The sequence below is a fragment of the Paenibacillus sepulcri genome (genome assembly GCF_042647105.1).
Lineage (GTDB): Bacteria > Bacillota > Bacilli > Paenibacillales > Paenibacillaceae > Paenibacillus_Z > Paenibacillus_Z sepulcri.
In genome coordinates this window covers 7,056,138-7,078,161 of record NZ_JBHRUP010000001.1, presented here as the reverse complement: position 1 = coordinate 7,078,161, position 22,024 = coordinate 7,056,138, and the positions used below count along the sequence as shown (strand labels likewise).

General features: G+C 52.1%; 22 protein-coding genes and 1 riboswitch. Of the genes, 3 read left to right on the top strand and 19 right to left on the bottom strand.

The annotated features are described in order from the left end of the window. Positions 1-48: 48 nt before the first annotated feature. The 9 genes from ACFOLF_RS30750 to ACFOLF_RS30710 form a co-directional block, all read right to left on the bottom strand. Positions 49-1,065, bottom strand: a complete 1,017-nt coding sequence (locus ACFOLF_RS30750) for a thiazole biosynthesis adenylyltransferase ThiF (protein WP_210039618.1) — start codon at positions 1,063-1,065, stop codon at positions 49-51. Continuing rightward, complete coding sequence (locus ACFOLF_RS30745) at positions 1,062-1,829, bottom strand: thiazole synthase (RefSeq protein WP_210039619.1); 768 nt, start codon at positions 1,827-1,829, stop codon at positions 1,062-1,064. Before ACFOLF_RS30745 ends, ACFOLF_RS30750 begins: the two co-directional genes overlap by 4 nt. 1 nt (position 1,830) lies before the next feature. Then, entirely contained in the window at positions 1,831-2,034 is a 204-nt protein-coding gene (gene thiS, locus ACFOLF_RS30740) for a sulfur carrier protein ThiS (protein WP_210039620.1), read from the bottom strand. Beyond that, positions 2,018-3,172, bottom strand: a complete 1,155-nt coding sequence (gene thiO, locus ACFOLF_RS30735) for a glycine oxidase ThiO (protein WP_210039621.1) — start codon at positions 3,170-3,172, stop codon at positions 2,018-2,020. Before thiO ends, thiS begins: the two co-directional genes overlap by 17 nt. Continuing rightward, a complete protein-coding gene (locus tag ACFOLF_RS30730) occupies positions 3,156-3,791 on the bottom strand; it encodes a thiamine phosphate synthase (protein ID WP_379113028.1) in 636 nt (211 codons plus the stop codon). The genes thiO and ACFOLF_RS30730 overlap by 17 nt, the downstream gene beginning before the upstream one ends. Positions 3,792-3,908: 117 nt before the next feature. Further along, positions 3,909-4,010, bottom strand: a riboswitch (TPP riboswitch). Positions 4,011-4,155: 145 nt separating this feature from the next. Then, positions 4,156-5,442: a hypothetical protein gene (locus tag ACFOLF_RS30725; protein WP_210039622.1), complete on the bottom strand. Its 1,287-nt coding sequence runs from the start codon at positions 5,440-5,442 to the stop codon at positions 4,156-4,158. A gap of 34 nt (positions 5,443-5,476) precedes the next feature. Continuing rightward, positions 5,477-6,313 carry a carbohydrate ABC transporter permease gene (locus ACFOLF_RS30720; protein WP_379113025.1) on the bottom strand — a complete coding sequence of 279 codons (837 nt, stop codon included), beginning with the start codon at positions 6,311-6,313 and terminating at the stop codon, positions 5,477-5,479. Beyond that, on the bottom strand, positions 6,310-7,254 hold the full coding sequence (locus ACFOLF_RS30715; RefSeq protein WP_379113023.1) for a carbohydrate ABC transporter permease: 945 nt from the start codon (positions 7,252-7,254) through the stop codon (positions 6,310-6,312). The genes ACFOLF_RS30720 and ACFOLF_RS30715 overlap by 4 nt, the downstream gene beginning before the upstream one ends. A gap of 45 nt (positions 7,255-7,299) precedes the next feature. After that, positions 7,300-8,622, bottom strand: a complete 1,323-nt coding sequence (locus ACFOLF_RS30710; protein WP_210039623.1) for an ABC transporter substrate-binding protein — start codon at positions 8,620-8,622, stop codon at positions 7,300-7,302. Between the two features lie 264 nt (positions 8,623-8,886). On the opposite strand from ACFOLF_RS30710, the gene ACFOLF_RS30705 reads away from it, so the two are divergent. Together ACFOLF_RS30705 and ACFOLF_RS30700 are read left to right on the top strand one after the other, a co-directional pair. After that, entirely contained in the window at positions 8,887-9,615 is a 729-nt protein-coding gene (locus ACFOLF_RS30705; protein ID WP_210039624.1) for a response regulator transcription factor, read from the top strand. A gap of 15 nt (positions 9,616-9,630) precedes the next feature. After that, positions 9,631-11,433 (top strand): histidine kinase, encoded by a 1,803-nt coding sequence (locus ACFOLF_RS30700; protein ID WP_210039625.1) that lies wholly within the window; start codon positions 9,631-9,633, stop codon positions 11,431-11,433. A 169-nt stretch (positions 11,434-11,602) separates the two neighbouring features. On the opposite strand, the gene ACFOLF_RS30695 is transcribed toward ACFOLF_RS30700, so the two are convergent. The 6 genes from ACFOLF_RS30695 to ACFOLF_RS30670 form a co-directional block, all read right to left on the bottom strand. Continuing rightward, the gene (locus ACFOLF_RS30695) at positions 11,603-12,943 is read right to left on the bottom strand and encodes an IS3 family transposase (protein WP_379219578.1); all 1,341 of its coding nucleotides are present in this window, start codon (positions 12,941-12,943) and stop codon (positions 11,603-11,605) included. Positions 12,944-13,052: 109 nt separating this feature from the next. Further along, positions 13,053-14,258, bottom strand: a complete 1,206-nt coding sequence (locus ACFOLF_RS30690) for a multidrug effflux MFS transporter (RefSeq protein WP_210045732.1) — start codon at positions 14,256-14,258, stop codon at positions 13,053-13,055. A gap of 243 nt (positions 14,259-14,501) precedes the next feature. Next, complete coding sequence (locus ACFOLF_RS30685; protein ID WP_379113719.1) at positions 14,502-15,251, bottom strand: NlpC/P60 family protein; 750 nt, start codon at positions 15,249-15,251, stop codon at positions 14,502-14,504. Positions 15,252-15,436: 185 nt separating this feature from the next. Further along, on the bottom strand, positions 15,437-16,564 hold the full coding sequence (locus ACFOLF_RS30680) for a PAS domain-containing sensor histidine kinase (protein ID WP_210045748.1): 1,128 nt from the start codon (positions 16,562-16,564) through the stop codon (positions 15,437-15,439). 25 nt (positions 16,565-16,589) lie between these two features. Next, positions 16,590-17,243, bottom strand: coding sequence for a response regulator (locus tag ACFOLF_RS30675; protein ID WP_210045731.1), 654 nt, complete (start codon positions 17,241-17,243; stop codon positions 16,590-16,592). A gap of 33 nt (positions 17,244-17,276) precedes the next feature. Then, positions 17,277-17,762 carry a hypothetical protein gene (locus ACFOLF_RS30670; RefSeq protein WP_210045730.1) on the bottom strand — a complete coding sequence of 162 codons (486 nt, stop codon included), beginning with the start codon at positions 17,760-17,762 and terminating at the stop codon, positions 17,277-17,279. A 337-nt stretch (positions 17,763-18,099) separates the two neighbouring features. On the opposite strand from ACFOLF_RS30670, the gene ACFOLF_RS30665 reads away from it, so the two are divergent. After that, positions 18,100-18,612, top strand: coding sequence for a DoxX family membrane protein (locus ACFOLF_RS30665; RefSeq protein WP_210045729.1), 513 nt, complete (start codon positions 18,100-18,102; stop codon positions 18,610-18,612). Between the two features lie 85 nt (positions 18,613-18,697). On the opposite strand, the gene ACFOLF_RS30660 is transcribed toward ACFOLF_RS30665, so the two are convergent. The 4 genes from ACFOLF_RS30660 to ACFOLF_RS30645 are packed head-to-tail and all read right to left on the bottom strand — an operon-like array spanning position 18,698 to position 21,865. After that, complete coding sequence (locus ACFOLF_RS30660; RefSeq protein ID WP_210045728.1) at positions 18,698-19,648, bottom strand: 6-phosphogluconolactonase; 951 nt, start codon at positions 19,646-19,648, stop codon at positions 18,698-18,700. A 31-nt stretch (positions 19,649-19,679) separates the two neighbouring features. Beyond that, positions 19,680-20,390, bottom strand: coding sequence for a PIG-L deacetylase family protein (locus ACFOLF_RS30655; RefSeq protein WP_210045727.1), 711 nt, complete (start codon positions 20,388-20,390; stop codon positions 19,680-19,682). A 43-nt stretch (positions 20,391-20,433) separates the two neighbouring features. Further along, positions 20,434-21,168 (bottom strand): metallophosphoesterase family protein, encoded by a 735-nt coding sequence (locus ACFOLF_RS30650; RefSeq protein WP_210045726.1) that lies wholly within the window; start codon positions 21,166-21,168, stop codon positions 20,434-20,436. Between the two features lie 22 nt (positions 21,169-21,190). Next, positions 21,191-21,865 (bottom strand): HAD family hydrolase, encoded by a 675-nt coding sequence (locus ACFOLF_RS30645; protein WP_210045725.1) that lies wholly within the window; start codon positions 21,863-21,865, stop codon positions 21,191-21,193. Positions 21,866-22,024: the final 159 nt, after the last annotated feature.

Here is a 22,024-nt window from a genome sequence, read left to right as displayed (position 1 = left end):
AGGATTCGTCTGAAGCGCTGACGATAACTTGTTCATCGCCTTCTCAGGCTATCCAAGATAGCGGTGGTAAAGGCTTTTGGCTTCGGCCTCATCGCTGGTGCCGTGCACCAGCGCCCTTCCATCCTGGAAGAGCACAAGCCGGTGAGGGGCAATATGAAGCGTGACCAAATATCCGTTGAACTCTACGCGCCCCTGCTGCGCCAGCTTGGCCGCTTCCGCTTCCAGGTCGCGTTTCACGGGAGCGGGCGGACGAATCTGAACGGTATCTCTTCCGCATAACACCGCTGTTCTCGTATGGTTCGATGCCGACAGGAACGGGTAGGTCGGCCTGCTCCCGCAGGAGAGGCAGTGCTCCTTCTTCAGCTTCTCCACCGCGATGGAGGAGTGCTGGTTGTTCCACAGATCGAAGGAAGTCAGCTTGCCGCGAAGCGCCTCGCGCCCGCCTGTGAGCAGCTTGAGCGCCTCCGCCGTCTGATAGGCGACTACCATTTGCACCGCAGGGCTGATAATGCCTGCCGTGTCGCAGGTCGCTCCCCCAAGCGGGACGGTTTCGAGCAGACAGTTCAAGCACGGCGTTTCGCCCGGAAGGATCGTGTAGGTGATGCCGTAGCTGCCCACACAAGCCCCGTAAATCCAGGGGATACGGTGCTTCTGGGAAATATCATTGATAAGCAGCCGCGTGTCGAAATTGTCCGTGGCATCGATAATGACATCCACTCCCCGGACCAGCAGCTCAATGTCGCGGGTCGTCACATCCATGATCAACGCCTCGATCTCAACCTCCGAATTAAGCGACTGGAGCCGCTCCTTCGCAGCAATCGCTTTGGGCATCCGCCGCTTCGCGTCGTCTTCGCTGAATAATTGCTGACGCTGGAGATTGCTCCACTCCACATAATCGCGGTCCACAACCGTCAGCTTCCCGACACCCGCGCGCACGAGCGCTTCGGCGTTGCCCGTGCCCAGCGCTCCTGCTCCAATGAGCAGAACATGCTTGCTTCCAAGCTTCTCCTGCCCGGCCGTGCCAATGGGAGGAAACAGCTCCTGCCTGGAATAACGCCCGTTCAATTGGAGCTCCAGCCTTCCATCGGGCTGCTGGCCGACGCATACCGTTTCTTCGGAATTCTTCCCGCCTCGAAGCCCAGCCTTCCCGCCTCAATGGCAAGCTTCATTGCCAAAGCCATCTTGACAGGGTCCTTGGCGCCGGAGACCGCCGTGTTCAACAGCACGCCATCAGCGCCCATCTCCATCGCAATCGCAGCATCCGACGGTGTACCGATTCCCGCATCCACGATGACAGGAACGGTCGCCTGTTCAATAATGAAGCCGAGATTCAGCGGATTGATAATCCCAAGCCCTGTGCCGATCGGCGATGCGCCCGGCATGATGGCATGCACGCCCAAATCCTGCAGGCGTCTGGCCAGCAGAACATCATCTGACGTATAAGGCAGAACGGTGAACCCTTCGGCAAGCAGCATCTCGGACGCCTTCAGCGTCTCGATGGGATCGGGCAGCAGCGTCTTGAAGTCGCCAATCACCTCAACCTTGATCATATCGCAAAGCCCGGAAGCTTTCGCCAATCTGGCAATACGCACCGCTTCCTCCGCGGTCTTGGCCCCTGCCGTGTTCGGCAGCAACGTGTAGCGGCTCACATCCAGCATCTCCAGAAAATTAGGCTGGCCCGCCTCAAAAATATTCATCCTTCTCACGGCGAACGTCAGAATCTGCGATTCCGAAGCCTCGACGGCCTGCTTCTGGATTTCAAAATCCGGGAACTTCCCTGTGCCGAGCAGCAGCCGGGAATGAAATTCATGCGCTCCAATCTTCAACATATCAGCCACCTCCTACAAAATGGACAATCTCAATACGGTCTCCGTCCGACAGACGGGTATCCTGGTGAGCGGACTTTTCCAGAATGCTCTGGTTCCACTCTACAATTACTACCTTCTCCTCCAAACCGAAATGACGGAGCAGGTCGTGCACGGATGCTAAAGTACCGGGCACTTCAACGTTCTCGCCATTAATGTGCAAATTCATCCTGGTTCATCGCTCCTTTCATGTCCATCTGCCGGTCCAATCGAAAAGCGTCGAGATAATCGGCCTCTGCCGCTTTACCCTCCGCCCAATCAGCGGCCAATTGCCCGGTAATGGGACTAAGCAGTATGCCATTGCGATAGTGGCCGGCCGCCACGTACAAGCCCCGCAGCTCCTTATGCTCCCCCAGGAAAGGCAATCCGTCCGCAGTCTGCGGCCGCAGTCCCGACCAGGCTTTTTCCCATTCCGCATGCACAATATCCGGAACCAGCAGCTTGGCGGCTTCGAGGAGTTTGCCAATCCCCCCCAGCGTGACTTTGCGGTCATAGGAATGCTCTCTCATCGTGGCTCCGACAATAAGCCGTCCGCCCTTCTTGGGAACGAGATAACAATCATCGCCGAAGATCGTCGCCTGCACCAGCGGAGCATGGGTAAGCACCGAGAAGCATTCTCCCTGAACAGGGAAAACAGGACTTGAAAGTCCAGCCTGCTCCATAAGCGGCCCGCTCCAGGTGCCGGAGGCAATGACGACGCGGCTGCCGTACAAGGTTGTGTCCCGAATGCGGACTCCGCATACAGAGCCCTGCTCCAGAACAAGCGATTGAACCTCCGCATATTCCCGTATATCCGCTCCCAGCGCCGCGGCCGCCTTGGCAAAAGCAAGGGAAAGCTCCGGGGCCAGCACATGCCCGTCCTCTTCAACAAGCATGGCGCCCAGAATATCCGGGGCAAGCGCCCGCTCGAGCTTGCGAACCTCACGACCGGTCAGCCAGCTTGCCTGTTGCCCCGCTTTGCGCTGAAATTCGATCGCATGCTGAAGCTCGTTCATCTGCGCGACGGTTGTGGCGATGCGCAGCAGCCCCTTGCGCTCCAGTCCGATATCAATTCCGCTGAGCTCTCGAAGCTGGGCGGCAAGTGAGGGGAAGAGCGCGCGGCTGCGGAGGGCCAGCTCGAATAAAGGCCCCGCTTCGTTGATTTCCGCCTGTGCGGCAAGCATGCCGGCAGCGGCATTGGAGGCCTGCCCGGCAAGCCGGTCACGCTCCAGCAGCACAACCTTCATGCCTCTTGCCGCCATATGGTAAGCGATCGAGCTTCCAATCACCCCTCCGCCCACAATGATCGCATCAAACATTTTCGTCATCTGATTCGTCTCCTCGTCTGTTCAAAGCTTCGGCATACTGCAAGGCGGCTCCCATAGGATCCGCCGCCTGCATAATGCCCGACAGCACCGCTACACCCGCTGCTCCTGCTGCCCGGACCTGCTGCACGCGCTCCGGATTAATTCCGCCAATGGCGATTACGGGTATATCTGCGCTCCGGACCATATGCGCCAGAGCACCGATCCCTCTCGGCTCCTGCCCCAGCTTGGAAGCCGTTGCGAATATATGACCATAAATCAGGAAATCCGCTCCCTGCTGCCCGGCCACGACAGACTCCTCTATTCCATGCACGGAGCAGCCCAGCCGAAGTCCGGGAAAAGCCATTCTGGCTTCCCGTACGCCCAGACTGCGGAAGGATAGCTGAGCGCCCTGCAGCCGGGCGGCCCATGCTACATCGATCCGGTCATTAATCATTATTTTCCCGGCCGGAACGCCTTCGGCCAGCAGAGCTTGCACCCCCTGCCACAGCTCGGAAGCATTCCTCGCCGGTTCCCGCAGATGAAAGGAAGTCACATACGGATGAATCTTCCCGGCAGTCTTCGCATAGGCTTCCAGATCCTGCCGGCCATCCGAAATTATATGTAATTCCAATGCCGTCAAACGTTCACCGCCCTCCCAGACTACGGTATGGATAAAAACACAAAAAAGACCGCCCTCCAGATAAGAAGGCGGCCCTGTTCAACTAGGCAATAGCATACTTATTCATATGCCGATAGACCAATCGTGAGACCACTTCCCTACGCTGGTATTACCCAGATCAGGTGCAAAGGGTTTGAATTCATCTTCAATCTCAGCCATTCGGCTCCCCTAGTGATACATCCTATGCAATTGGCTTTATACTATCACGAATGCTAGAAAAAGCAAATAAAAATCTGTTGGAAGGCTGCAAATATGCGGGTCCAACCTTATGCGGCCAGGAAGAAGCCGCATCTGAAAGGGCAAGCGTTAAGACATTATTTCCCTCTCAATACCCGCCGGCATACGGGCTTTTCGGCTCTGCTCCCTGATGGTCGAACTTCGCCATATAGGCCCCTCTCTTCTCGACTGTTTCTGCCGAGGAAGTCATCGCCTGCTTCAGATCCCCTTTATGCACGTCATTCACGATCCAGCGCTGTCCGAAACCGGCATGCACCACTTCGTCGGCCCAGTCGAAGTCCTGGAAGGTCGTCATGAGCGGATCCCGGGCAATGTCGCGGCAAAATTCCCATTCCTCGCGCTTGCCAGGCGGATATTTCATCGCCGCTTTCTCAATGGCAATCGTCAGATGCGTATAGGCCTCGTCCGGCTCGAACAGCTGCAGCGTCATGTCCAGCCAGCCCGTCCAGTTCGGCTTGTCGTAAATATCATAGCCCTTGACGCGCAGCGCCGCTTCGCCGAACCAGGAATGTCTGACCTCGTCCCAGGCATGCCTGGCGGTATCGAGGTAGAACTCCCATGGCTTGCCTTCGGATTGAAAGTGGACGCAGGCAACCGCTTCCGCCGGAGACATCTCGAAGAAGCGCGTAAACATCATCATTTCGAATCGGCCCGCCTCGGAGTCCTCGAACTGAAATTCCTTGAATTTGCTCACTGCGCTGCGGAACCGCTCGTCGCGCGTGCTGGAAGCAGGCAGCTCGAATAGCTGGGCGGCAACCGCAAGCTCGGGATCGGGCTCCTCCTTGGCGAGATCCCCGTCAATCCCTCCGGCTGCAGCCAGCAAATTACGAAGGTATTCGACCCAGCGGTCGGCATCGGCCACCATTTTCTCAGTGGCATCGGCCGTGAAATGCCGTACGGCCTCATTCCCCCACTCCAGCTGCTCCTCCCGGTCCATCAATTGATGCTTCAATAAATGAATCGTCGGCTCATCGACAATGGGCTGGGCGCTTGCCATATATGCCCGCGCAGAGCGGATTTGATCCGGTTTCACCACCTCGAACAACGCTCTCATCAGCTGCAGCGTATCCGCGGATTTCAGCACCTCGTCCATCAGCAGCTCCAGATTCGGGTCCGGCGACTTGTCGAAGGCCGACGAGCTCATTCGGAGCTGCTTGCAGCGGCTGCGCAGCTGATCGCAATGCGAGGCATCCTGCCACATGAGGCGGGAGAGCGCCCCCTTCACCTCATATTCGGGGCGCGCCACCATATGCCCGGCCTCAAGCTTCATCAATCTGCGGTCCACATAGCCGATTCGATGCAATTTGTGGGATGATTCCGCTACCGACATGCCTACTTTGCCATAATCCTTGATTCCCATAAATGGATGCAGCATATAAATATTCCTCCCCGCAAATAAAAGTACTCTATTAACCCTTCAATCCGGTTGTAGAAATTCCTTCTACAAAATGCTTTTGCGCCAGGAAAAAGATAATCATGCAGGGCAGCATCGTCAGTAATGACATCGCCATGATCTGATTCCATTGAATATCATAGGTGGCGTCGATAGACATCCTCAGCGCCAGTTGAAGCGTAAATTTGCTGACGCTGTTCACATAGATCAGCGTGTTGAAAAATTCATTCCACAGCCAGATGAATTGAATAATACTGACGGAGAACAGCGCAGGCTTGCACAGCGGCATCAGGATCCGGGTCAGAATCGTAAAGGAATTGCAGCCGTCTATTTTCGCCGATTCATCCAGCTCGCTCGGCAGACCGCGTATAAATTGAACCATCATAAAGATGAAGAACGGATATCCCCCGAGGAAAGCCGGAACGACAAATGGCAAATAGCTGTCCAGCCATCCGAAATTCCGGAACAGCAGGTAACGCGGAATGATCAGCACCGCATGGGGCAGCATCAATGTTGCTATCATGACTGCCAGCAGCACCTTCTTCAGCGGAAATTGAAACCTTGTGAATCCGTAAGCGACAAGAACGCTTGAGACGACCGTACCGATGACAGTGGGAACGACCAGCAGAAAGGAATTGGCGTAGAACGTTCCGAACGTGAATTGACCGGAGCCCTTCCAGCCTTCCACAAAACCGTCCCAGATCACCCGCTTCGGAATTAATCCGATTGAAGTATAAATCTCTGCATTGGACCGGAAGGAAGCCGCCGCCATCCAGAGCAGCGGGTAGATCATAATAAAGCCGAATACGATCAATACCAGGTAAGCGCCGATTTTGGACAGATTCTTCATCATTTGCCACCATCTTCGTAGTACACCCATTTGGATGAGGATTTAAAAATAACCAGTGTAAAAATCATTATAATGACGAACAGCACCCAGGATTGTGCCGACGCGTAGCCCATTTTAAAATACTTGAACCCGTTCTCATAAATAAGCAGCCCGTACAGGTAGGTGGAATTCAGCGGTCCGCCGCTTGTAATCACCATCGCCGCGGTAAACTCCTGGAAAGCGTTCACCATCTGCATGATGAGGTTAAAGAAAATAATTGGCGTAATGAGCGGAAACGTGATGCTGACGAACATCCGGGACCGGGATGCCCCGTCGATCCGCCCCGCTTCATATAGCTCACCGGGCACCTGCTTGAGCGCCGCGAGGAACAGGACCATGGACGATCCGAACTGCCACACTGTCAGCGCGCTGATCGTATACAGGGCAATATCCGGACTTCCCAGCCAATCGATCGGAGCGATGCTCAGCTTCCCCGTCATCTGATTGACCAGCCCTTCCCTGGAGAAGAGATATCTCCAGAGCAGAGCTACCGCGGCGCTGCCTCCCATAATGGACGGCAGATAATAAATGGTGCGGAAGAAATTGATCCCCTTCAGCTTTCTGTTCAGAAGAATGGCAATCAAGAGAGCGAAAGCAAGCTTCAAGGGGACCGCGATGACGGCATAGATAAAGGTAACCTTCAACGATTGCAGAAACAGCTTGTCACGGGTAAACATCTCGATGTAATTTTGAAGACCGACGAAATTGGGACTCTTGAACATATTCAGATCTGTAAACGAATACAGCAGGGATGAGATAAACGGATATAATTCGAAAATAGCAAACCCGAGCAGCCATGGACCGATATAGAGAAAGCCCATATACTTCCATCTGCGGTTCCTGCTTTTTTTGGGTGACTTGAGCTTCGCATTCGCTGCAGCGGCATTGGATACTGATTCACTCACAAGCTCTGTTCCCTCCTTTGCCCGTTCATGGATGAGTCCAGTGAATTATTGATGACTTTTGATTTCCTCCAGCTTGGCAGTCAGTTCCTTGATAATCTCATCGGCCGCTTCTTCCGGTGTGCTCTTGTGATAACCAAGCTTCTGCATGATGTCGGTGGCAATTTTGATCAGCTCGGCATTGTTGGTAATTCCGTTCTCCGGCTCGCCGCTTGTTTTCAGTGCCAGCTCCGTCGCATCCACGATAACAGAATCAAGCTTGTCCGCGCCTTCCAGCGCATCCAGAGCGGCTGAGCTTGCCGGCACGCCGCGTACATCTCCGAGAATAACGGCCGCATCTTTATCATTGAGCAGCCAATTCATCAATTTGGCCGCTTCCTCTTGATGCTTGGAGCTCTTCGCAATGGAGAGCAGCTGTGATGGACGATTGACCACCGCCGTCGTCAGCGCGCCTTTCATCATAATTTCAGGCAGTGCCCCCACTTCGAAATCGACTCCATCCTGCAGTGAGGGAATGGTTGAAGGCCAGTTCTTCGTCATGCCGAACTCTCCCTTGAACCATTTCGGATGCTTGTCCAGATTATCCTGATAAGGGGCGGATTCCGCAAAAGGCTGAACAACACCGGCGTCAAGATATTTCTCCAGATATCCCAGCGCTTCAACGGCAAGCGGTTTATCGAAGCCCAGCGTATAATCGTCCTGAATGAACTGCTTGCCTGTTTTCTGCCTGACATAGGATTTGAACATGGCCAGGAATGTGTTCGGCCCGGCATTCAGCAGCACATCCGCACCGCCGCTCTCATCGTGGACTCTCTTGCCGATTTCGAGCAGATTGTCCCAATCGAATTGGGTGTCTTCCGGGATGTTGTATTTTTGAAAAAAGCTTTTGTTGTAGGAAATGATCATTCCGGTCGACCCCGTCGGAAGGCCCTGCAGCTGATTGTTCAGAACTGAATAATCCTGCAGAAATTTCTCGTCGAAGGTGGACAGGTCGATTATATCCTTGAACGTATTCAAATCTGCGAACATATCGTCCTGAGTGGAAAAATCGTAAATCCAGGGCTGATCCACCTGAATGAGATCAGGGGCGGTCCCGCCGGCCAGCTGTGTTTTCAGCTTCTGCTCATAGCCCTCGTATCCGCTGTACTCAGCCTCGACTTTGACATTCGGATTCAGCTCCATATACTTGTCCAGTGCGGCCAGTGTCTGCTCATGCCTGGCATCGCTGCCCCACCACAGGAAGCGAAGCGTCACCTTCTCCTGCTCGCCTCCCCCATTACCGGTTGACGAACCGGAATTGCCGCATCCGGCAAGCGCAAACGAACCAAGCAGAAAGACGCAGAGCAGTAAAGCCATCCCTTTTTTCATCATATTGCTTACAACCCCTTTTCTTTTTTTGATTGATCAGCAGCATATACGTTTTCTTAGTGACACTTTATCAATTCATGGCGCGATTTGGTATGCACCGGACTCGCGTTTATACCCCTTTGTTTTAGAAGCTTTGGGAATCGTTCCCCATAAAGGGGCGTTATTTTAAGAAAAGGGATGCCAGCTATAGATAATCCGCAAAGCATTCTCCCTCCCATGATATAATCAGATTAAAACGCTTGCATAATACGATAAGGAGACCCGAATATGTATCAATTGCTTATCGTGGACGATGAATATGAAATCCGGCATGGCATCAGCAGCTATTTTCCATGGGACGAGCTGGGATTCCACGTCGCGGGTGAAGCGGAGAATGGACTGGAAGCGCTCAACTTTATCCGCGGCCATGCGGTGGATGTTATATTATGCGACATTAAGATGCCGGTCAAATCCGGACTTGAGCTGGCGAAGGATCTGAAAGCGATAGGCGATCCGACCCGGATCGTATTTTTGACCGGACACAAGGAATTCGAGCTCATCAAGGAGGCGCTGGTTTACGGTGCCAGAGATTATATCGTAAAGCCGACCAAATACCAGGAGCTGGCCCAGGTGTTCCAGAAATTAAAAATCGAGCTTGATCAGGAGCGGCAATCCAAACCTGTTCATGAGGATGACCAGGACAGCGATATCATGATCCGAAAAATGAAAGACTATGTGAAGGAGCATTTTCAGACCGTTCAATTAAAAGACGTCTCCCGGATTGTCCATATGAATCTGTATTATATCAGCACCTATTTCAAAAAGAAGACCGGACAGTCCTTCAGCGATTATGTTCTTTCCGTGAAGATGGAGAAGGCTGCACAGTATTTGTCGGACCCGCAGTACAAGACGTATGAGGTGAGCGAGTTGGTGGGATACGGCAATCCCAAGAACTTCTCCAAAGCGTTCAAGGCCTTCTACGGAAGAAATCCGAGACAATTTCGAAGCGGCCAGTAAGAGAGGAAACCTACGATGTGGAAGCAGAAATATATGTTCAAAAATCTTCTTTTCTTTCTGGTGCCTTTAATGGTGCCTATTCTTATTTTTGGTGCTTTTTCGATACTGATCACCCAGCATTTCATCAAAAATGACGTAAACCAGAAAAACTGGAATCTGCTGGCGCAAACGAGAGACTCTTTGGAGCTGATCCTCAATGAGATGGATACGCTGTCATTAAGCTATCAGGCCAATCACAACATCTCCGTGCGCCTTAAATCGATCCTGAACGCAACCCGTCTGGAGTACGAACAGGTTCTGCAGCTGGAATTATTCATCAATTTCCTGAGCTCTCCGGCTAATGCGCGCCCTTATATCGATTCGATTTATGTCTATTACGACAATCCCGCCGGACGGGTACTCACCTCGACCGAGGGGCTTGCCACGATCGGCAATTTCTACGATACCGACTGGTTCCGTTCCTATCAGGCAGGAAATAGCGACGATACTTGGATCGAAGAACGCAATATCGACCGCTTCGGCCTCGGGAAGAACAGGATCGTCACCATTTACCGCAAGCTGTATACACCAGGCTCGAAGCAGGCGACCGGTATTCTGGTATTGAATATATCACCGGCCTATATCGACAGCCTGCTGCAGGATCTGGCTCCTTCCAAGGAGCAAACGCTGCTCATTGCCGATCAGCAGGACCGGATTCTTTTTCACAGCAACCGGACACCGGATTTATCTGCGACCGATCTGCAGCAGATTAGCGCTTCCCCTGCGGACCAGCTGCCGCTTCGGACAAGCACTCAAAGCTTTGCGGTATCCCATATTCAGTCCGAGCAGCATGAGCTTCATTATATCCTGCTTATTCCGCAGGATGTCTTGTACCGCGTGCCTACGCTGCTGCGGCAGGTTACTTTCATTCTGCTGATCGGCTCATTTCTGATCGGGATTGCCATCACCTATATTTTGACCAAACGCAACTACAATAACTTAAAGAACATTGTGTCGATTATTTCAGCAGCCAAGCATGACCGGCCTCTTCCGATGCAGTTGAATAAGGTTTCGGATGAATACGGCTTTATTTTGCAAAATTTTATCAAAACGTTTATCGAGCAGGATTTTCTGAAAACACAGCTGTCCAATCGAAGCTATGAACTGAAATACATGGAGCTGCTGGCGCTGCAATCGCAGATCAATCCCCATTTTCTGTACAATACCCTGGAAATTATCAACTGGAAGACGCTTGGACTGTCCGGCGGACCTAATGACGCCAGCAAGATGATCGAGCATCTCAGCGATATTTTGAAATACGCCTTGAGCAGCCCGAAGCAAACGGTTATTGTAAACGAGGAAATCCGCTACACGGAAATTTATCTGGAAATCCAGAAAATCAGAAACAAAGACAAGCTTTCGGTTATTTGGGATGTGGATGACGATACCAGATATCTGCCGATCCTGAAGCTGATTTTGCAGCCTTTGATCGAGAACAGTATTTATCACGGAATTAAGGAGAAGACGGGAAGATGCGCAATCAAGATTAAAATCCATCATAAATCCCCCAACATATGGATTCGGGTAATCGATAATGGCAGGGGGATGACCAAGCGGCGCCTTAAAGAAGTACGGGATAGGCTTGAAGGCACAGAAGTGCTGTCCGTGCACAGCGGGGACGCTTCCTCCCGGAGCGGCTCCGGTCATATCGGATTGTCTAACAGCAGCAAACGGTTGATTCTCTCATATGGAAGAGAGCATGGCCTGCGCATCCTCAGCAAGGACGGATGGGGAACAAGTGTGGAAATCACCATCCCGATCGAAGCCCGGCAGTCTTAATGAGGCCGCAAAGGTAAAAACCTGCAAGTCACCAACTCGCCACAGACAGTCGGCAGTCCTGACAAAAAAGCCTGCACCGTAAGGAAAGGGTGCAGGCTTTTTTGCATGCTGGCTGACGCTGTGAACTGTGACCCGATTTATGGACCATGTTGAAAAAAGACCTATAACCCTAAGCCGTCAAGAGGTGACTTCTGAATTCGTCAGGAGTCATTTTTTTTAATGTCCACTGATAGCGTTCGGAGTTGTAGTACAAGATGTATTCATTCACACGTACTCGTAGTTCCTTTAACGTCTGACAGTCGCTGTACAGGAGCTCGTCTTTCATATGGCCAAAGAAGGACTCCATAGAAGCATTATCCCAGCAATTGCCCTTACGGGACATCGACTGTTGGAAGCCCGCCTGCTGGATGAGGTGGCGGATTTTAGGGTGCGTGTAGTGCATGCCCTGGTCCGAGTGAAGGATGGCTTCGGGGTGGAGGGTTCCATCCAATCGCGTTTGCAATCTTTCCAGCGTTCGTTCCACAATAGAAAGCTCCAAGGTCGAAGATAAGCAATGCGCCAGGATCTGTTTTGTTGCTCCGTCCTTCACACAGGACAAATACGCCCATTGGCCTCCACCATAACGCATATAGGTAATGTCTGTGAGCAGCACCTTTTCGGGTTCGCCCGGATTAAACTGCCGTTTCAAAAGGTTTTCGCACGTCCGGTGTTCTTGCGTCGCTCTGGCCATTTTGCGATAAGGATTGGCTTGACGTACCGTGGCCCTTAGCTTGAATTTTCGCATCAAACGACGAATTTTCTTGTGGTTCATGACAACACCGTTAAGTCGTTCAAGCCGCATTTTAATCACCAATGCACCGGCTTTGCCATTGAGCTGGTTAAAGTGGGTTTGAATAAGCTGCACATCGTATTCATCTACAACCTCTCGAAGTTGACGCTCTTCTTCGGCTCTGCACCAGCGGTAATAGCCACTTGTACTGACCTCAGCTGCCTGACACAGAAAGCGGGTTAAACGCCGCAAGCTATGCCTACGAATGGTTTGGTTAATGATCTGAAAGCGCCCGGAAGACGTTAAGGCCTTATTGGTTTGCCTTTCGAGCGCTTCGAGCTTTTTTAGAAGATCGTTTTCGGCCTCAAGAAGCTTAATTCGGGCTTCCGCGCGTCTGAGTTTCTCTTCAACCGATAATTCCCCGGCAGTTGTTCTCCCCGTACTTTCTTTTCCACGCTTTTCCTCCAATAAGCCAGCTTCACCCTGAGAGGCGTAGACCTGTCGCCAACGTAACAGACACTTTTTGGGTTTCTCATGCCCGATGACGTCCATATTAAAACCGGCTGCGTAGAAGATTTCCATGGGCGTCTGCCCCTCCAGATAGGCCTGAACAGCAGCGGTTTTAAATGTTGGAGCGTACGTGATGGTGGTGTCCGATACACGGCGTACATTCGGATTTAACTCCAGCTGCCTCATCTCTTGTTCCGTAAAGGTTCTTGATGCTCCCCTAGCTTTTCCCATGATCCCATACCTCGCTCGTCGTTATATAGTTCGATTAAAACACAAAATGACCCGTAAGAGGGGCACTTTTTTCAAAGTGTCCATCTTACGGGTCACAGTTCACTGATACTCAAGCAAGCCTTGTCTTGGGCACTCTAACGAGTCCAAAGTAAGCAAGGAGGGCCAGGAAGCTAGTCGACAGCAGAATAACGCCCATAGGAACAGCCGTGTACTCGCCGGCAACCCCGACAAGCGGGGAAACGATGGCGCCAATTACGAACGGGAACAATCCAAGCAGGGCCGATGCGCTCCCCGCGATATGACTCTGCGTCTCCATCGCCAGTGAGAAGGAAGCCGTCGATGTGATGCCGATTGACGCGACAAATATGAACAGCAGCGCAACCAGCGCAAACAACGGGCCCTTCAAAAGAATGACGAGCAGAACCCCGATACTGGTCGTCCCCGCGAGCAGCAGACCGATCGTCAGGAAGCGGCTCTCCGATACCCGATGGGCCAAACGGCCAACCACCTGGGAGCCTAGAATCAGGCTGATCCCATTAGTTCCGAATAACAGGGCAAACAGCTGTGGAGACGCTCCGTAAATGTTCTGATAAATAAACGGCGTGCCGGATACGTAGGCGAAAATCCCGCCGATCATAATGCCCTGCGCAAGCGCATATCCCATGAACTGCCTGTCCCTCAGCAGGACCTGGAAATTTTTGAACAGCTCGCCAAGTCCGCCGGGTACACGTTTGTCTACCGGCAGGCTTTCCTCCAGCTTCCAGGCAGCCGTGACAACCAGAAGAATCCCCACGATGCCAAGTGTAATAAACACGCCATTCCACGATGTAAAGGAGATGACGCCGCTGCCTGCTACAGGAGCAATCAGCGGGAACACATTGTTCACCAGCATCAGTATGGAGAAAAACTGGGTCAATTCACGGCCGCTGTAATGATCCCGCACGACGGCACGGGAAATGACAATGCCAGCCGAGGCTGCAAAGCCCTGTATAAACCGGGCCGCAATGAAGAAAATAATATTCGGGGCGACCGCACAAACAAACGAAGCGATTAAATAGAAAACAAGTGAAATCAATAAAGGCTTGCGTCTTCCATGAACATCGCTCAGAGGTCCCATAATGAGCTGTCCCAAACCTAATCCGACCAGACATGCGGTCAGGCTCAACTGAACCAGCGATGCTTTTGTTCCAAAATCAGCTGCAATCTCAGGGAATGAGGGCAAATACATATCGATCGTAAGCGGACCAAGCGCTGAAAATGCGCCTAAAATCAAGGCAAACCGTATTGAATTTTGCTTCTTTTTTACTGTTGTCATTGCTGCTGCTTCTCCTAACTGCTACTGGAAGTTGGTAAAAAGGTTAGTATCTTCCTTTCTTATATTGGCTATCATTTATTGTAAAAAACGGCTGAATTCTATAATAACACATCCTTCTGCTTCGTAGAGTAATGAAATAATATTAAATTTTCAAAACTTCCGCCGTACTGAACCTGCAGCCGGTATAACACGGCAAAAAAGCCGCCATGAAGGCAGCTCTGTTCGAAAAAATATAAAGTTGTATTAGTCCTCGTGGCGGTCTCCGTGCCGGTTGCCGGATTTCCATCCTTCGTTATGTTCCCAATGAGATGACTGATTGCCCGTTTGCTGATCCGTCGGAGCCTTAACCGCTGGCTGTGAGCTATCATCTGCAGGCTGTGAGCTATCGTCTGCGGGCTGAGTTGTCTGATCATCCGATTGCTGATCTGCCGGAGCATTCACAGCGGGCTGCGAACCATCATCAACAGGCTGGGATGCCTGATCTTCCGAAATGACACGACGTGCCGTAACAAAATCATGATCCCACGTGCTTCCCGCAAAATCGGAAATTGTAACGCCTATGCCGACCCGGTAAGTGTGGAGTAATTGTCCGTCACCCATATAAATCGAGACATGATTAATCGTTCCGTCTCCGTTCGTATCGGAGAATACCAAATCGCCGGCCTGCAGATCGCTTTTGGCTACTTTGGTTCCAGCCTTCGCCTGCTCGCGTGAGGAACGGGGAAGATCAATCCCATTTTGCTTGAATACATATTGGACAAAAGAGGAACAATCAAATGAACTGGTTATTCCCGATTTTGCCCCAAACTTATAAGGAACGCCCAGAAACTGCTTTCCTGTTGCAATCACGTTGTCCGCAGTTGAGGCGCTGGAGGAAACAGCCGCTTGAGCTGACTGGGGTGTGATTAGTATGCTGCCGGAAAAGGCAACCGTGAGACTGAAGCCGATTCCTGCGATCATTTTGACCATGTGGTTTTTTTTCATGTTGTCCATGTCTCCCTCCCAATAGGAAAGTTGGATTTGGCGATCACCTGATACCACCATAACACAACTTTAAACGCCCACCATTTCCCATTGGTTAAGAAAACCCTTTCACCACCTGCATTTCCCTGCGATTATGAGAGATTGATGAGAATTTGCTCAGCAGATTAGCCTTGACAAACTAGACAACATAAATCTCAGTCCCTGAAACCTTCCTCTGCAGAGCTGCCGTTATCGAACTGCGTTTGTTCCCGCTTCAATATAAGTGTCACCACTGTACCGAGACCCTGTTCTGTTGCGAGCTGAACCTGGCCCCCTGCGATACGTGCCCGCTCTTCCATGCTGAACAATCCCACGCCCTTGGTGTGAGATTTCGCATCGAAGCCATGACCTTTATCCCTGATTTGCACGGTGATTCCGGCATCGTTCTCAAGCATCGACACTTCGGCTTCAGCCGCGTCGGCATGCTTGGCGATATTGGTCAGCGCTTCCTGAACGATGCGGTAGATCGCTGTTTCTGCCTGTATATCAAGCCTTTTGCGGAGATTGCAGGTAAACTTTACATCGATGCCGTAATGCGAGGAATAATTTTCGATATAGGTTCGAATCGCCGGCACCACGCCGAGATCATCCAGCACCGAAGGACGAAGCTTCCAGGCCAGACCGCGGACATCCGCCATAAGACCGGAAACCATTTCGCGGATGCCCTGAAGTTCCTCTTGTCCCTTTTCTAGACCGGAAATATAACGGTCAAGCTGGATTTGCAGGGAGAACAGGCTTTGGCCGATTCCATCATGAAGCTCCCGGGAAAACCGGCGCCGCTCATCCTCCTGAATTCGGATCACATTCGCAATCATTTCCTGAAGCTCCTGCTCCACCTTCTTGAGCCTTGTTACTTCATTGCGGATGGCCAGAAATTGATAAGGCCGGCCCTCTTCATCCACGAACGGAACGATGGTCGTGTTTACCCAATAATAGCTGCCGTCCTTCGCACGGTTGCGGATTTCTCCAAACCATACCCGGCCGGAGCTGATCGTCTGCCACAATTCCTGCATAAACGCTTTATCATGATACCCCGAATTAATGATCCGATGATCACGTCCGATCAGCTCTTCCCGCTCATATTGCGAGATTTCACAAAATTTCTTGTTCACGTACTGGATGCGTCCACGATGGTCGGTCAAAGCAACGATAGAGGACTCATCAAGAGCAAATTTGACATCGGCCAGCTGCTTGAGCGATTGCTTGATGACGCCGCGGCTTTGCTCGTCCCGGATCACATGATCGAGGCTGGACAGCAATGCCTCCACATGCTGACCAATCATTTCGGACTCATGGCTTTTTGGCTGATCACTCAAAGCTCAACAGTCCTTTCTTCAACGCATATTTGACCAGCTCGGGCCGGGATTTGAACCCCAGCTTTTCCATCACATTGCTTTTATGTGTTTCTACTGTTTTTACGCTGATGAACAGCTGCTCGGCGATATCTTTATTGGCATAGCCCTTCGCGGTCAGCGCCAGCACTTCCCGCTCCCGTTCCGTCAGCGTATCGAATTGGTCCATGCTCTCTCCGCGTTTCATCCGATCCATATACTCTTTCATCAGCCGCTTGGTCGCAGTCGGGTACAGGTAAGCGTCTCCCTTGGAAACGGCGCGGATTGCGCCAAGCAGCTCTTCATGTGGCGCGCTCTTAAGCACATAACCCGATGCTCCGGCATGAATGGCGCGGAACAAATATTCGTCGTCGTCATGCATGGTGAGAATAAGAATCGCGGTATCAGGCAGCCTGGACTTCAACTCTGCGGCCGAGGTCAGACCGTCCTTGCCGCTTGGCATGCTCAAATCCATCAGCACAACATCAGGGCGCAGCTCCACCGCCTTGCAGATTCCTTCATCTCCCTCTGAGGCCTCTCCGATCACTTCTATGTCGTCTTTACCGCTGAGCAGCATGCGCAGCCCCGAACGAACCATCACATGATCGTCGACAATGATGATTTTGATCATAGGCACCTCCAGCCGCTTCGGCAATGTATTCTCTTAATAGGAGTCGGGATAAACCTCACTGGTCTGTTCTTCACTCCGGCTGCTCTGCAGCAGCTGATGAATATTCGGCAGCAGTGCCGCTGCCTCCCCGATCTCCTGGACTCCAAACGGTCGGCCTGTTCTTCTTCCAACCAACAGAACACCCCCGGGAATCCTTTGCCGCACAGGCGGGAGTGCAAAAGCAATGGCTGCGGTCAGCTTCTCCGCGAGCATGACAGGGCATTCAGCGGCCTTCATTCCCCCTGAAGAACCGTCAATCCGGCAGGTGGTTCCGTGGCGGAGTACCATACCTGCCAGACCGACGCCGGGAGCCACCGTCAACCGACAAGTCCGCACGCTCCGGCTCCCCCATAGATACTGCCACTTCATCTGCCGGACACCGGGCAGCAGCACCGCCAGCGCGGCAAAATCGCCAGACATGCGGGTGCACAGCCTGTTCAATTCGCGCCTGATCTCAATATCTGCCGGATGAGTCATCATGCAGTCCCTCCTCCTACAACGGCGTTCATAGTCCGTTTGTCAGCTACTCTACATTGTAAACAAGGAGTCCTTGTTTGTAAGTAGGGGAACTCCCTGAATTCCAGGACGAAGAAGGTTCGGGGAATTCCCCTCCCATAAATAGGGTCATCCCCCGATTACGGGAGCTGGCCGTTTCCTCTATGATGAAGACACGACCTGACATGAAGGCGCCAAGAGAAGCTTGGGAGTATTTCATGTGAAAATGGCTGCATGGATTAGATCCGAACCGCTTGGAAGCCGACTGTTCTGCCGGGCTGTACAGAATGTGAAACATAGACAGGGAGAGGGATGATTGAAGATGATCCATACATTTTTAAGAGAAAACGTTTATGCCGCCGGGCTTCTGCTGCTGCTTCGCCTTTATGTCGGCTGGGAATGGCTGACAGCCGGATACCATAAGCTGATGGACGGCTTCGACGCCAAGGGATTCTTGACGGGCGCAATCAGCAAGCCGGTAACAGATCAGGGCGGAGAACTCATCTACCCGAATTTTACTGCCTTTCTGGAGCATTTCGCCCTGCCCAATGTCAAGCTGATCAATATCCTTATTCCTCTTGGCGAGGTGTTGATCGGTCTCGGATTTATCGTTGGCGCGTTGACAGCAGCGGCTGCGTTCTTCGGCCTTCTGATGAATTTCATGTTCATGTTTGCCGGAACGGTCAGCACAAATCCATGGTTGATACTGCTTGGCGGACTTATTATGATTGCGGGTGCCAATGGAGGCCGGCTTGGTGTTGATTATTATGCGGCCCCCTTTGTCCGGAAGCTGTTCCATAAAAATTCATTTCATGGCGCCAAACAACAAAGCTAAAACCGGATAACGCCGCAGCGAATCCCGATCAGCTTTGCAGATGTATGGAGCCAAGCAAAGCCGGGCCCATTCCTCAAGCCGGATCTCAATTAATTTCCGCATCAAGCGGACCGGCGAGTTCCCTCAGGAAAAACAATTTGCCCGGAAGTGTCGGCATATAGGTGGAAGGCAGCCACATGTCGGGGCCGTAGCGCAGCGTTGTCCAGAGCGAAAGCCCCTGCCACTGCATGCCGCGCCCCAGAGCGCCGTCACAGCCGCCGATGACCCTGTCGGATTGGAGAAACAATCCTGGTCCAATGGTATTCGCGCGGCAGGGCACCAGCGTTGTGCGGCTTTTGAAGCTGGTGATGGCATTTTGTTCAATCGTCAGAGGATGGAGCTTCGCGCCAAGCCGGTGCGTCTCTTCCCGCCACTGCTGTTCAGTGCTGAATTCCGCAGCGAAATGCGGCTCCCAGAAAGCAATATGCAGCATGCGGCCGATCCCGAAGACGGTGATAAGCTCGGCTCCCTCCTTCCTCAGCCTCTCTATCCTGGATGCATAAGCCGGCAAGCTGTCCGCAGTAGCAAAATTTCGCTGCTTTACCGGAACCGTCAGCTCGCCAAGCGGGCCGTAGAATGCCTGCTCCATCGCGTATTGAAAAGATCCTTTATTCTCCGGCGGCAGCGTGCGCCCATCCCCGTCGCTCCATTCATCCATGTTAAAGCCGTGGACATGCGAGCAATCCACCTGCCACTCTTTCAGAAAATAGACCGCCCATTTATACATCCCCATCGGTCCAGCCGGCAGTATGATCGCCAGCTTGCGGCCCGCTTCTTTGCTTATCCGGATTTCCCGGGCGATTTCATGGCCCATCTTCACATCCAGCTCCTGCACTTCTTCACAGGAAACCGGCTGAAAGTCCGCATGCCAAAAGGCTTGAGGCTCCTGAATGCTTTCCGGGCTGTTCGCGCAGCATTGGTCGATTCTGTCCATATCCCAGCCCGCAGGATAGAAGCCTTCCAGCATGGAATCCTTCAGCGTTCGCATAAAATTCATCGCCGTCACGCTCCTGTTCTTCTATTAACCGTTAAGGGAGAAGCCGCTCCGTTGTCAGACGCGGCCATGCCTGGCACTGCTGAAAGCCTTCCGCGTACGCCTTGCCGCACTGCAATCCGCGAAATTTGGAAACGGTCCGGACAAAATCCAGAAAATCGATGCCGTCATGCTCATACAGCCATTTGATCTGGCTCTGATGACAGTCGTTCATTTGAATTTTAACATCAATGAAATCCGATATATCCACATATTCGGTCGGCAGAAAGCCTACGCCCGCAAGCGTATCCATATAGAAAATCGGGGCAACTTTTTCATGTGCGGGCAATCCGTTTTCAACTGTATAATGGGGCACGGTTGCTGCGAAGCTGGCATCAAACACCGCCCTGGATACCTCCATATGATCCTTCATATAATCCTCGGGCGGGTGCGTGATGATATAATCGGGCTTCACCTTGCGGATCACCCCGGCCAGCCGCCCGATCAGATCGGCCTCATCCGACTTGACCGTCAAATCGGGCCTATCCAGGCTGATGACCTGAGCGCCGATCAAGCCCCCCGCATTCCAGGCTTCCTGCTCGCGAAGCTTGATCAGATCCGCAGGCGCAATGACTTTATGCCCTTTATCCCCATTCGCCACATGCACCATCGTAATTCCATGCCCCTGTGAAGCAAGCTTTGCCAATGTTCCGCCGCAGCCGATTTCCAGATCATCCGGGTGACACCCGACAGCGAGCACATTCACGTGGATTCCTCCTCCTGCCTTAGCCAGATCGTTTGTTATCCATTCATCTCTTCTGTCTGCCCCGGTACACAGCCGTTCTGAGCTCCAGCGAATAAGACTCCAATTCAGGCATCTCCGCCTCAACCGCCTGCCGGATCGCAAGTTCAATATCATACGGCACTCTCACCAGTTGGATGCCAAAAGGGGACAGCTCCGCACTATGCAGCTCCCCCTCCAATATCGCATAAGAAGCCTGGTTAATCTCCAGGGGATTGCCCACGCTTCCCGCATTAAACAATGTTTTTCCTTCGAAATTCTGCACATAAGCATTATGAACATCGCCATATCCAATAACATCCGCATCGCCCGCATACTCGCAATATTCGGAATGCCGGAATAAGGACAGTCTCGACTCATGGGTATCCCATGGCTGAATCCGTTCATGCACACTGCGGGGTGAGGCATGGAACAGTCTGATATGTCTGCCGCTCATTTCAAACTCAAGGATCATCGGCAGACTCCGGAGGTAATCCAGCCGCCCCGGGCCCAGATTGTTCTGATGCCAGATGATTGTGGGGTATTCGCTGTCTTTAGCCATATTCTCATCCCAATTTCCTCTGACCACGATCGTACAGACCTCTCTGACGCGGTCAACTGCCTTATCCCCGCTTGGACCTTTGCCAACCAGATCGCCCAGACAATAAATGGTTGAGATCCCCCGTTTATGAATATCCGCTACCACCGCGTCCAATGCTGGGATATTCCCGTGAATATCCGAAATAACGGCTATTCGATCCATGAAATCACCTCAGTGTTTTCGTTTAATTGACCTTGTGGCGCGCACTCAGAAATGCGATGACTTCTTCCAGACTCTTATCTGTCATGGAGTCGATCAGAAGATCATAATCCGCAAACGCAAACTGTCTGGTCATTTCGTTCGGCACGACCACGCAGTGAAGTCCGGCCGTCCTGGCGGCATTGAAGCCATTCAGGGAATCTTCGAAAGAAATCGCCTCATCCGCCGCAACCTGAAGCTTGCCCAGACTTTTCAGGTAGAGCTCGGGATCCGGTTTAACCTTCGATACCTCATCCGCTGTCGTGACATAATCAAAGTACTCCGTCAGTTGAAATTGATGAAAGAAAGGCTCAATCCATGAGATGGTGGAGCTTGTCGCCAATGCCGTCTTTAAATTCAGCTTCCGTGCCGCCTTTAAATAATCCATCACACCGGGACGCAGAGCCGATTCGAACAGCAGCTTCGAATAAATAGCCTGAAACTTCGTACGGACGATTTCCGGGTCAATGGTTTCTCCAAGACAATCGGATATGTACGTGTAGGGATTGAAAAGATCATGGCTCGTGCCTACGCATTTGGCGTATTCCGCCAGGGGCAGCTCCGCTCCATATTCGCGGTATACCTCGCAAAATGCATGATAGGATGGCGTTTCCGTATCAATAATCAATCCGTCAAAATCAAATACAACTGCTCGAATCATGCAGGATCACTCTTTTCTGTCAGGATGTCTGTCTTTTAACGGAGATCCATTTCACCGGGCTCCTACTCAAAATCATACAACAGATTGATGGGCAAGTGTAACTTATCAATAGAATCATTTTATGCGCGTTTACGGCTGATCCATGCAAACAGGGATGCT

Bases quoted from the DNA above. Each gene is read 5' to 3' on its own strand.
- ACFOLF_RS30705 (WP_210039624.1), top strand. From the start codon at position 8,887: ATGTATCAATTGCTTATCGTGGACGATGAATATGAAATCCGGCATGGC.
- ACFOLF_RS30745 (WP_210039619.1), bottom strand. From the start codon at position 1,829: ATGTTGAAGATTGGAGCGCATGAATTTCATTCCCGGCTGCTGCTCGGC.
- ACFOLF_RS30650 (WP_210045726.1), bottom strand. From the start codon at position 21,168: ATGGATCGAATAGCCGTTATTTCGGATATTCACGGGAATATCCCAGCA.
- ACFOLF_RS30675 (WP_210045731.1), bottom strand. From the start codon at position 17,243: ATGATCAAAATCATCATTGTCGACGATCATGTGATGGTTCGTTCGGGG.
- ACFOLF_RS30665 (WP_210045729.1), top strand. From the start codon at position 18,100: ATGATCCATACATTTTTAAGAGAAAACGTTTATGCCGCCGGGCTTCTG.
- ACFOLF_RS30725 (WP_210039622.1), bottom strand. From the start codon at position 5,442: ATGCTGCATCCATTTATGGGAATCAAGGATTATGGCAAAGTAGGCATG.
- ACFOLF_RS30685 (WP_379113719.1), bottom strand. From the start codon at position 15,251: ATGGACAACATGAAAAAAAACCACATGGTCAAAATGATCGCAGGAATC.
- thiS (WP_210039620.1), bottom strand. From the start codon at position 2,034: ATGAATTTGCACATTAATGGCGAGAACGTTGAAGTGCCCGGTACTTTA.
- ACFOLF_RS30720 (WP_379113025.1), bottom strand. From the start codon at position 6,313: ATGATGAAGAATCTGTCCAAAATCGGCGCTTACCTGGTATTGATCGTA.
- ACFOLF_RS30670 (WP_210045730.1), bottom strand. From the start codon at position 17,762: ATGATGACTCATCCGGCAGATATTGAGATCAGGCGCGAATTGAACAGG.
- ACFOLF_RS30680 (WP_210045748.1), bottom strand. From the start codon at position 16,564: ATGATTGGTCAGCATGTGGAGGCATTGCTGTCCAGCCTCGATCATGTG.
- ACFOLF_RS30660 (WP_210045728.1), bottom strand. From the start codon at position 19,648: ATGAATTTTATGCGAACGCTGAAGGATTCCATGCTGGAAGGCTTCTAT.
- thiO (WP_210039621.1), bottom strand. From the start codon at position 3,172: ATGACGAAAATGTTTGATGCGATCATTGTGGGCGGAGGGGTGATTGGA.
- ACFOLF_RS30690 (WP_210045732.1), bottom strand. From the start codon at position 14,258: ATGACAACAGTAAAAAAGAAGCAAAATTCAATACGGTTTGCCTTGATT.
- ACFOLF_RS30700 (WP_210039625.1), top strand. From the start codon at position 9,631: ATGTGGAAGCAGAAATATATGTTCAAAAATCTTCTTTTCTTTCTGGTG.
- ACFOLF_RS30645 (WP_210045725.1), bottom strand. From the start codon at position 21,865: ATGATTCGAGCAGTTGTATTTGATTTTGACGGATTGATTATTGATACG.
- ACFOLF_RS30710 (WP_210039623.1), bottom strand. From the start codon at position 8,622: ATGATGAAAAAAGGGATGGCTTTACTGCTCTGCGTCTTTCTGCTTGGT.
- ACFOLF_RS30695 (WP_379219578.1), bottom strand. From the start codon at position 12,943: ATGGGAAAAGCTAGGGGAGCATCAAGAACCTTTACGGAACAAGAGATG.